Annotated in this window: 10 protein-coding genes; 4 read left to right on the top strand and 6 right to left on the bottom strand. The window is 51.3% G+C overall.

From position 1 onward, the window contains the following. Positions 1-278 (bottom strand): DarT ssDNA thymidine ADP-ribosyltransferase family protein (locus DXA74_RS09230; protein WP_118526912.1); only part of this gene is annotated, 278 nt, incomplete at its 3' end. Beyond that, entirely contained in the window at positions 278-577 is a 300-nt protein-coding gene (locus tag DXA74_RS09225) for a Dabb family protein (protein ID WP_118526902.1), read from the bottom strand. The genes DXA74_RS09230 and DXA74_RS09225, both read right to left, overlap by 1 nt. Positions 578-713: 136 nt before the next feature. Between DXA74_RS09225 and udk the strand changes: the two genes are divergently transcribed. The 3 genes from udk to DXA74_RS09210 are packed head-to-tail and all read left to right on the top strand — an operon-like array spanning position 714 to position 5906. Then, positions 714-1334: a uridine kinase gene (gene udk / locus DXA74_RS09220; RefSeq protein WP_118526900.1), complete on the top strand. Its 621-nt coding sequence runs from the start codon at positions 714-716 to the stop codon at positions 1332-1334. Then, positions 1321-2520 (top strand): transglycosylase SLT domain-containing protein, encoded by a 1200-nt coding sequence (locus DXA74_RS09215; protein WP_118526898.1) that lies wholly within the window; start codon positions 1321-1323, stop codon positions 2518-2520. The genes udk and DXA74_RS09215 overlap by 14 nt, the downstream gene beginning before the upstream one ends. Then, positions 2517-5906: a DEAD/DEAH box helicase gene (locus DXA74_RS09210; protein WP_118526896.1), complete on the top strand. Its 3390-nt coding sequence runs from the start codon at positions 2517-2519 to the stop codon at positions 5904-5906. The genes DXA74_RS09215 and DXA74_RS09210 overlap by 4 nt, the downstream gene beginning before the upstream one ends. 65 nt (positions 5907-5971) lie before the next feature. Here the strand turns inward: DXA74_RS09210 and DXA74_RS09205 are convergent, their stop codons facing one another. After that, positions 5972-7057, bottom strand: a complete 1086-nt coding sequence (locus tag DXA74_RS09205) for an HpaII family restriction endonuclease (protein WP_118526894.1) — start codon at positions 7055-7057, stop codon at positions 5972-5974. Positions 7058-7225: 168 nt separating this feature from the next. Between DXA74_RS09205 and DXA74_RS09200 the strand changes: the two genes are divergently transcribed. Continuing rightward, positions 7226-8452 carry an L-serine ammonia-lyase gene (locus tag DXA74_RS09200; protein ID WP_118526892.1) on the top strand — a complete coding sequence of 409 codons (1227 nt, stop codon included), beginning with the start codon at positions 7226-7228 and terminating at the stop codon, positions 8450-8452. A gap of 103 nt (positions 8453-8555) precedes the next feature. On the opposite strand, the gene DXA74_RS09195 is transcribed toward DXA74_RS09200, so the two are convergent. Genes DXA74_RS09195 through DXA74_RS09185 form a run of 3 tightly spaced genes read right to left on the bottom strand, consistent with a single transcriptional unit; the run spans position 8556 to position 10136 of the window. Continuing rightward, positions 8556-9023: a low molecular weight protein-tyrosine-phosphatase gene (locus DXA74_RS09195; RefSeq protein ID WP_118526890.1), complete on the bottom strand. Its 468-nt coding sequence runs from the start codon at positions 9021-9023 to the stop codon at positions 8556-8558. 1 nt (position 9024) lies between these two features. Further along, complete coding sequence (locus DXA74_RS09190; RefSeq protein WP_118526888.1) at positions 9025-9534, bottom strand: hypothetical protein; 510 nt, start codon at positions 9532-9534, stop codon at positions 9025-9027. Between the two features lie 14 nt (positions 9535-9548). Continuing rightward, positions 9549-10136, bottom strand: a complete 588-nt coding sequence (locus tag DXA74_RS09185; protein WP_118526886.1) for a Maf-like protein — start codon at positions 10134-10136, stop codon at positions 9549-9551. Positions 10137-10138: the final 2 nt, after the last annotated feature.

Genomic DNA, 10138 nt, shown 5'->3' with positions numbered 1-10138 from the left:
TAATTTTCAGGCGGTTTTTTAATTCCGCCAACAGGTTTATATAACATTGGAGAATGCCCCGCAAAATAAAAAGGTATAAATTCCCCCAAAGTTCCTCCTGGAGGATCAATACCAACTCTATACTCATCACGTAAAGATATAAGGTCCGGAGCACCGATACGAATATACTCCGGATTGTTTTCCTTATATTTACTGACAATACCGTGCTTCAGAATAAATTCTAAATTTTGATAATGAATCATTCTGAAAACCCAACGATTTCTAGCAGACTGATCCATTACACTTCGTAATCCACACACGAACGGGCTACCTTATACGGGCCGATGAGGGAAGCTGCTGCCACATGATCGGGATGAACCGCATAGGCACGGACATCGTCCAGCGTATCGAAAGTGCTGTAAAGCGCCAGGTCGAAAGTCTCCGAAGGATTGATGTTGATGCCCACCTCTACCGAACGGAGGAAAGGAATCGTGGCCGGAAGTGCCTCAATGGCGTTCTTGAAATCCTGCATCACCTGTTGCTTCAATGCCGGGTCCATGTCCGGAGCCAGCTGGAAAAGTACGATATGTTTTACCATGACTGTTTGTTTTTTATTGTTTGTTTTCTGTTTTTTTTATTTATTGTTTACCTTTGCGTTATCTGAGGGCAGAGGCATTCTGCTAACAAAGATAATAGAAAAGAACCGATTCCGAACGATAAAAAACGATAAATTTATGCTGATTATTGGTATTGCCGGAGGTACGGGCTCCGGAAAAACAACTGTAGTAAAAAAAATAGTGGAAAGCCTGAACGGCAAACATGTGGCTGTCATCCCACAGGACTCGTATTATAACGACACGAGCGACCTGACCATGGAAGAAAGAAGAAAAATAAACTTCGACCATCCGGACGCTTTCGACTGGGAACTGCTGATCCAACAAATCGGCATGCTGAAGAAAGGTCTGCCCATTGAACAGCCCACTTATTCCTACATCATCAGCAACAGACTGCCGGAAACGGTTCATGTGGAGCCGGAACCGGTGATTATCGTGGAAGGAATCATGGCCCTGGCCAACGAGGAACTGCGCAACCTGATGGATGTGAAAATATTTGTGGATGCCGACGCCGACGACCGGCTGATCCGCGTCATCCAGCGCGACATCATCGAGCGGGGCCGGACTGCCGAAATGGTGATTGACCGCTATCAGAAGGTGCTCAAACCCATGCATCTGGAATTTATCGAACCTACCAAAAGATATGCCGACCTGATTGTTCCCCAAGGAGGAAACAACATACAGGCCATCGAACTGCTGAAAACCTTTATTGCACACAAGAGTAGTAATGAACCAAAATAACCGGCACCGGGCCTGGGGACAGGCCCTGATACTCGGACTGCTTGCCACAGGCATGACCGCCTGCGGAGAAAAGGAGCAAAAGGAGGAACTGAAGGTGTCGTATGAAAGTATTGCCGGCAATCAGGAGATTACCGGCAGCTATGACTTGCCCCAAATTCTGGAAAGCGGCGAGCTGATTGCCGTGACCCTGAGCGGACCGGACACTTATTACGAATACAGGGAAAAACCCACCGGACTGCAGTATGAACTGGCCGAACGGTTTGCCACACAAATCGGAGCCAGCCTGAGAATAGAGGTGGTGAAAGACACCGCCGAACTGGTGAAGCGCATTGTTGACAATGATGCGGACCTGATTGCCGTGGAGCTGGATGTAACGCCTTTCGGAAAGGTGCTCCAGGCCTGCGGAAGCTATTCGCAGAACGGAAAAGAAAAAAAGAAATCCTGGGCCGTGAGCAAAGGAGCAACGGAACTGGCCGAGGCTCTGGACAAATGGTACCGTCCGGAACTGAAAAAGGCCGTACAGACGGAAGAAAGCCGCAAGTTCCTGCCCCAGTTCCTCGTGAGACGAAGACCGCGGGCTCCTTTCCTGTCGCGCAGTCAGGGAATCATCTCCCCTTACGACGCTCACTTCAAGCGTCATGCCAGCGCCATCAACTGGGACTGGCGCCTGATGGCTGCCCAATGTTATCAGGAATCGGCCTTTGACCCGAACGCCGTATCCTGGGCCGGTGCCCGGGGACTGATGCAGATCATGCCTTCGACCGCACAGCACCTGAATCTGCCGATGGAACAGATTTATCAGCCCGAAAGGAATATCCAGGCTGCCGCCAAATATCTGAGAGAACTGGAATACAAGTTCTCGGACATCAACCCGCGCGAGGAACGCCTGTGGTTTGTGCTGGCCTCCTATAACGGAGGAGCCGGACATATTCAGGATGCCCGCACGCTGGCACGCAACGCCGGAAGAAACGCCAACCGGTGGGACGAGGTGAAACATTTTGTGCTGAACCTGAGTGACCCCAGATTCTACAACAGCCGCGAGGTGAAATACGGATATATGCGCGGAAGCGAAACCTATCAGTATGTGGAGAGCATACGCAGCCGCTGGACGGAATACCGAAGAGTGGCCAAACCCGAACGTATGCCGACAAAAGCCAAAGGAGAAAGAAAAAAGAAATTCAGATGAACACGTTTTTTGAGGAGATTATCGACAACGAACAGGGAAACCGCCCCACCGAGCATAAATACCGGAAACTGACGGCACTGACCGAACGCCTGGCCCTGGAGCTGACGCGTGACTTTGCCGCTGAATTTACTTCCATGACCGGAAGAATCTACGCCCTGTGCAAAGCTACAGGATACGAACACCGCACCCTGGCCCTGTTCCGGAAAAATGCCTTGCGTGTGGCTCAGGGTACCTATCACCCGAGCGAGGAGGACTACCGCTATGACCTGAAAGCCGTGTGCGAAGCCGTGGCTTTCCTGACACGGGAGCCGATCCCCGAAAGACTGAATGCCTTGCTGCCGGACCATTGGAGACCCTGGCCCGACAAGACCGAATATCAGGAGTTTGTCAAAAGAATACGCATCACGGTAACGGCCTGGGACGAGGATTTCGTATATGGCACAGACCAGGAACATCCCGACGGGGAAGACATACGGGCACGCTACCGGCAAGAGGACGGAGCCTTTGACGGACTGGCGGAAGGGCTCTACGAAGGGGCTCAGCTGAACCTGCTTTCGGTATATTTTACGGAAGAAGAGGGCAAACGGACCGCCTGTCCCAAGCTGCTGGTGCTGGACCCGGACTTTCTGATTGACATCACCGCCATCTGCCAGTGTTTCAAGCCCTACGGTACCCATGCCCTGAACCATCTCATCAACAAATTCATGCCGGCGCCCCGGTCGGCCGCCCTGCAGCTGGGAAATCTGGCCAACCAGTTTCTGGATGCCTGCGTGCACGACAACGGTCAGGAAGAGAAAAGCGAGGAGGAATGCTACCGGGAAGCACTGCTGCAAAGTTTCGAGACTTCGCCCATAGAATATACCACGCTGCCGGACATCAACCAGGCTTTCTTTGAGCAGGCCAAAAAACAGTTTCACCACATCCGGGAGGTAGTACGCCATAAATTTACCGCCGAAGACATTGACATCGAAAAGCAGGACGTGCAGCTGGAACCTTCTTTCCTGTGTGAAGCGCTGGGACTGCAGGGACGACTGGACCTGCTGGTGAACGACAGCAGCAAAATCGTGGAGCTGAAGAGCGGACGCACCGAAGAATATCCGCAGATACGCCCCAAAGCGGAACATGCCCTGCAGATGGCCTTATACAAGGAGATTCTTTATTATAACATGGATGTGCCGCACGATGCGGTGCAGACTTATCTGCTCTACTCACGCTACCCGCTGCTGTATCACATCCGGCATTCGAACACCGAGCTGAGACAGGCACTGGCCCTGCGTAACCAGATTGTGGCTCTGGAGCGTCTGTTACGCAACGGACATTCTCAGGAGATCATCAACCGGCTGGACGAGAACATGCTGGTTGACCCCGTCATGAGAAACAGCAAATTCTATCAGCAGTATCTGAGAAAAGACCTGATGGGAGTTGTCGGACGGCTGAAAGGCATGCAGGAGGTGGAAGCGGAATATTTCCATACGTTTCTGGCCTTCATGGAACGGGAACAGTTTCTGTCCAAAATCGGTGACGACCAGCCCGACTCGGGACGCGGATTCGCGGAAATATGGAACCAGGACACGGCAACCAAACAAAGCAACGGCAACATCCTGATTGACCTGAAACCGGAACCGCTCTTCGACGAGCAGGGAGCCGTAACAGGAATGAATCTGGAAATGCCGGACTATGAGGAAGATTTCCTGCCTAATTTCCGGGCCGGAGATTCCGTATTGCTCTATGAACGCAATTCGGAACAGGATTCCGCCATCAACAAACAGATATTCCGATGCCAGATTGAAGAAATGGGTACCCGCATCATCAAGGTGCGGCTGGCCTTCAAGCAAAAGAATGCCCAGGTGTTTCAGTTGCAGTCGCATTATGCCCTGGAACCGGGCTATGCCGACAGCAGCTATGCCCAGGCTTACCGCGGACTGTACAGTCTACTGCTGGCTCCCGCCGAACGGCGTGCCCTGATTCTGGGACAACGGAAACCGGAAACAGATCCCCACATCAAGCTGAACAGCACGTTTCCCAATCCGGAAACAGAACAGATTGTGCGCCAGGCCAAACAGGCCAAAGACTATTTCCTGCTGGTAGGACCGCCGGGAACGGGCAAGACCTCCGTGGCCCTGAAAGCGATGGTGGAAGAGTTTATCCGGGAAACACCGAAACAGAACCTGCTGCTGATGGCTTATACCAACCGGGCCGTGGATGAAATCTGCCAGATGCTGGAAGGACTGGACGAGAGACCGGAATATGTACGTATCGGTCAGGAACTGAATTGCGAAAAGGTATACCGGAACCGCCTCATCAAATACAAAATCAGGGAGGCACAGAACCGAAAACAGATTTTCGACCTGCTGGAGCCGGTGCAGATCTTTGTGGGCACCATCAGCAGTATGGCTGGAAAGAGCGAACTGTTTGAGCTGAAACGCTTTGACACGGCCATTGTGGACGAAGCCTCGCAAGTGCTGGAACCGCAACTGCTGCCTCTGCTCTGTGCCACCACCTCACTGCCGGACCCGAACTACAGAAACAATCCGTGCGCCATACGGAAATTCATCCTGATCGGCGACCACAAACAGTTGCCGGCCGTGGTGCTGCAAAAGCCCGAACGCTCGGAAGTGAGAAGCGAACAGCTGCGGGCCATCGGACTGACCAACTGCCGCAACTCGCTGTTTGAACGCCTGCACAGCCTGCAACAGTTGCTGCACACGGAAAAAGATACCGTGGCGTGGCTGCACCGCCAGGGACGCATGCATGAGGAACTGAGTGAGTTTGTAAACCACAGTTTCTACAACCGGCAGCTGGGGCTGGTTCCTCTCCCCCATCAGACCGGAACGCTGGACATCCCCTATGAGGGGACAAACCCCTGGATGAAAATGGCAGCCCGAAAACGTATGGAGTTCATTCCGGTTGTCCCGACCGAACCCAGCGAAAACAATAAGGTGAACCGCGAAGAAGCTGCGGTTACCGGAAACATTGTGGAAGCTCTGTACCGTCTGCACGAAAAAGAGAAAGACTGGAATCCGGCCCGGCAAATCGGTATCATCGTGCCTTTCCGCGGACAGATTGCCATGATCCGGAAAGAACTGGCCGCACGACGCCTGGAGGGCTATGAGAACATCACCATCGACACGGTGGAACGCTATCAGGGCAGTCAGCGCGACGTGATCCTGTTCAGCACCACCATACGCCAGCCCTATCAGCTGGATGTGCTGTCGACACCGGTACTGACCGAAGGACAATGGATAGACCGCAAGCTGAATGTGGCCATCACCCGGGCCCGCAAACAGTTCTTCATGACCGGCAATCCGCATCTGCTGGAGCGGTCGCCCTCATACAGCCAGCTGCTGGACTATATCCGAAAACGGAATCCCCAGATGCCGTCTTAAAAACAAAGCGAGAGATTTCCTCAAAAAATACGGAAATCTCTCGCTTTTATTTTATCGGGTATCCCTTAACGGCGCACAAAACCGATCTTCAGATTCAGCTTGAAATAGTACAGTTTGTTTTCGCGCTCCAGATAACCATACTTGTCCTTATCAGGCAAGCCTTTCTCCAAACGGGTGTGTGTAAACAGATAGTCGCCGAACACATCCTTGTCGGCCTTATGATAAACGGTGATACGGCCATCGGCACCCACCATCAGAATACCGGATACCGCCGAATCACGACCGGTATAAATCTTGGCCGGACGGAGCCCCAAAGCCAATGCCACCAGGAACTGTTTCATCTTATGACGGTAGAAGCCGTGCTTGTGAATCAGTTCATCCTTTATCTTCAAAGGATTACGCTCCTCGATGAGAGCGGTAAGTTCATCAATGCGGCTGATCTGATCCAGATGAAAGATGCGCAGCATTTCACACAGTACACGGGGGAAATGCAGGTCGATCATATGCAGATTGCTGCGGAACACACGGTCGCACACATCACTGTACTTAAAGATACCGCCCATGCTCTCGATATACAGCATACGACGGGCCACCTCGGCCGGACTGTCCGGATTTTCGGTATAGTTAATCTTATAGACGGCCGGCTGAGAGAAACGGATGCCTGTCTGCTCCATCTTCAGATTGGCCGTACGTCCGCCATCGAGCAGCGGATCCGTGGCACAAAGACGGGAATAGATACGCAAACCTACCAAAGGAGTTTCGGGATGGTAGAAGGCCACATACAAGTCCGTGCGGTCGTCGGTAACGGCTTCCAGATCATAAATGCGTACTGCATCCAAAAAGCCTTCTACGCCTTCGGGAGCCTCTACCTCATCATCGTGAACGGCAGCCAGAGTGTCCAGAATCATCTGGGCCACGGTAGCAAAATCTTCACGCGGAATCCGCTCATCCATCTCACTGCCCTGAATACGGATTTCTTCGGGACCGATGAGATAGCGGCGCGGACCGTCATGCTCCTGGCGCTGTACCAAGGCAACGGGCAGCCACGCCCCTTCTGTTCCTTCGGCTGTACCGGCAGCCAGTCCACCCTGAGCCAGGATGGTGAAAAACGTATACAGTTCACTCCATTCTCTTCGTGTAGCTGTCATCATTGTCTTTTCTGATTTTTAGATTATAAATAACGGTTCTTTTTACCTATCGGGATGCAAATGTAACCATTTATATGGAAAAATCCTAAAATGAATTTTCTTTTCAGTAAAGAATGATAATTTAATTATGTATATTTGCTGAAAAATAGAACACCAACAATAAGAGCATTTATGATTACACTCAAAGAACTGTATAGAATAGGTCAGGGCCCCTCGAGCAGCCATACCATGGGACCAAGAAAGGCGGCAGAACAGTTTCTGGCGCAACATCCTGATGCATGCCGTTTTGAAGTAACTCTTTACGGCAGTCTGGCTGCAACCGGCAAAGGACACATGACCGATGTGGCTATTCTGGATGTGCTGGGCGAAGAGCGCACCGACATTATCTGGGAGCCGAAAATATTTTTACCGTTTCATCCGAATGGCATGAAATTCCGTGCTCTGGATGCAGAGGGAAACAGCAGTGAGCCCTGGACTGTTTTCAGTGTGGGTGGAGGTGCTCTGGCCGAAGAAGGACAGCAGCAGGTAAACTTCCCGGAAATCTATGAAATGAATTCTGCCACTGAAATCATGAACTGGTGTATCAGCACCGGAAAGAGCTACTGGGAATATGTGCAGGAATGCGAAGACAGCGATGTGTGGGATTACCTGAACGAAGTATGGAAGGTGATGAAAGAAGCCGTGGAACGCGGTCTGGACAAGGAAGAGGTGCTCCCGGGACCTCTGAACCTGAGAAGAAAAGCCGCTTCGTATTTTGTACGGGCTGACGGATATCAATCGTCCATGAAAACCCGCGGTCTGATTTTTGCATACGCTCTGGCAGTGAGTGAGGAGAATGCCGGTGGCGGTATCATCGTAACCGCACCGACCTGCGGCTCATGCGGTGTTCTGCCTGGAGTGCTCTATCATCTGTACAAGTCACGCAATATGAGCGAGAAACGTATCATCCGGGCATTGGCCACCGCCGGACTGTTTGGAAATATCGTCAAGACAAACGCTTCGATCTCCGGAGCAGAAGTGGGCTGTCAGGGCGAAGTGGGTGTGGCCTGTGCCATGGCAGCAGCTGCCGCCAACCAGTTGTTCGGAGGAAGTCCGGCACAGATTGAATATGCAGCAGAAATGGGACTGGAACACCATCTGGGTCTGACTTGTGATCCGGTGTGCGGACTGGTACAGATTCCTTGTATCGAGCGCAACGCCTATGCAGCCGCCCGTGCCATGGATGCCAACTCATACGCCATGTTCACCGACGGAACGCACCGCGTTTCCTTCGACAAGGTGGTTGAGGTGATGAAACAGACCGGACACGATCTGCCTTCTCTATACAAGGAAACAAGTGAAGGCGGTCTGGCACAGAGCTTCAAACAGATGTGGGATCTGAGAAACCACAAGATTTAATCGAAAGGGACGAACCTAACCCTAAACATACTGAAAAGCCTCGTCTTCATTCCTGTTCAGGAAAGCAGACGAGGCTTTTTCCATATACTTACGCTTTTAATACTCAACGCTGAAGATATTCCAATAAACCGGCACAGGCATCTTCCAGAATATCAAGTACCAGTTCAAAGCCCTGTGCTCCGCCATAATACGGATCCGGGATATGGTCTACATCGGGATGATGCTGGCAGAAATCAGTCATGCGGAACAACTTACGTTCCTCTTCAATGCCCGGTGCCCGATCATGAAGCGCATCCATATTACTCTCATCCATACCGATGATCATGTCAAAATTAAAAAAGTCCTGATAAGTAACCGGACGGGACAGATGAGTCAGCTCATAACCGCGGCGGGCAGCATGAAAACGCATACGCGAATCAGGAAGCTCTCCCTGATGGTAATTGCTGATGCCGGCAGAATCCAGAACGAATTCGGACTCAAGCCCGGCCTTACGGACAACATGACGCATCACCTCTTCTGCTGCCGACGAACGGCAAATGTTGCCCAGACAAACAAACAAGATTCTTGTCATTTCAGTTCACTACATTAAAATAAACCTTACCCTTGCTCTCTCCATAAGTGGCTCCGGAAGCACTGGGATTAATACTGCCGCTGGTACCGTCACTACCCTGATCATAAGAACCTCCGCTCAACACTTCTCCCTTACCGGAATATTTGTATCTGGCATAGAAGCTGACGGTATAACGTCCGGTGCGGGCATTGCTCGGAATGCGATAACCGATAACCGGATCGGACGGCTGATGATCATATATCACTTCTTGTGTCTCTGTATATACGGTAGAGTCGCGGCTATCTGTAATGGTCCACTGATAGGTGGTTCCATTGAGCAAAGTGCCCCGAGTAGCCTGCTTGGCTGTAATCACAATAGAATCGCCCGGTGTGGGAGCATCCATATTCAATACAAAACCGGCAAAAACCGGCATCCGGGAAGTATAATCCTTTTCTTCGCAGGAAGAAAAGACAGCCAACAAGGAGCACAAGGCAACCCCCGAAAGCAAATAACGCTTTAAAATCTTACTCATATTCTTTTCTATATCTATTCGTTAAATGTTTTAAGTTCCTGATAAAGACGCTGCACCGGCAATCCCATCACATTGAAATAAGAGCCCCGAATGCCTGTCACCCCGACAAAACCGATCCATTCCTGAATGCCATAAGAACCGGCCTTGTCAAAAGGACGGTAATGGTCTACATAATATGCTATCTCTTCGTCGGACAGTTCGGCAAAAGTAACATCCGTAGTCACGGCAAACGAACGGGTACGCTCCAAAGTCTGAATGGTTACCCCGGTAATCACCTGATGGGTACGGCCCGACAGAGCACGCAACATGGCACAAGCCTCATCGCGGTCGTGCGGCTTGCCAAACACCTTGCCTTCGGTATAGACAATGGTATCGGCAGTTATCAGCAGTTCGTGTCCGGCCAGTGTGGCACGATAGGCCGCTGCCTTGGCCGAAGCAATATATACCGCAATATCCGCACCGTCAAGTCCTTCGGGATAAGACTCATCAATACCTGGAATGACACGGGTTTCAAAAGTTAGTCCCAACCCTGCCAGAAGCTCACGACGGCGCGGTGAATTACTGGCCAGAATAATCTGATAGGATGATAAATGATCCAACATAT

The organism is Bacteroides sp. OF04-15BH, from assembly GCF_003477995.1.
GTDB lineage: Bacteria > Bacteroidota > Bacteroidia > Bacteroidales > Bacteroidaceae > Paraprevotella.
The sequence above is the reverse complement of the archived record's forward strand: the minus strand, read 5'-3'. Positions and strand labels throughout refer to the sequence as shown.

Excerpts from the sequence above, each read along its gene's own strand:
- DXA74_RS09225 (WP_118526902.1), bottom strand. The coding sequence starts at position 577 with ATGGTAAAACATATCGTACTTTTCCAGCTGGCTCCGGACATGGACCCG.
- udk (WP_118526900.1), top strand. The coding sequence starts at position 714 with ATGCTGATTATTGGTATTGCCGGAGGTACGGGCTCCGGAAAAACAACT.
- DXA74_RS09215 (WP_118526898.1), top strand. The coding sequence starts at position 1,321 with ATGAACCAAAATAACCGGCACCGGGCCTGGGGACAGGCCCTGATACTC.
- DXA74_RS09210 (WP_118526896.1), top strand. The coding sequence starts at position 2,517 with ATGAACACGTTTTTTGAGGAGATTATCGACAACGAACAGGGAAACCGC.
- DXA74_RS09205 (WP_118526894.1), bottom strand. The coding sequence starts at position 7,057 with ATGATGACAGCTACACGAAGAGAATGGAGTGAACTGTATACGTTTTTC.
- DXA74_RS09200 (WP_118526892.1), top strand. The coding sequence starts at position 7,226 with ATGATTACACTCAAAGAACTGTATAGAATAGGTCAGGGCCCCTCGAGC.
- DXA74_RS09195 (WP_118526890.1), bottom strand. The coding sequence starts at position 9,023 with ATGACAAGAATCTTGTTTGTTTGTCTGGGCAACATTTGCCGTTCGTCG.
- DXA74_RS09190 (WP_118526888.1), bottom strand. The coding sequence starts at position 9,534 with ATGAGTAAGATTTTAAAGCGTTATTTGCTTTCGGGGGTTGCCTTGTGC.
- DXA74_RS09185 (WP_118526886.1), bottom strand. The coding sequence starts at position 10,136 with ATGTTGGATCATTTATCATCCTATCAGATTATTCTGGCCAGTAATTCA.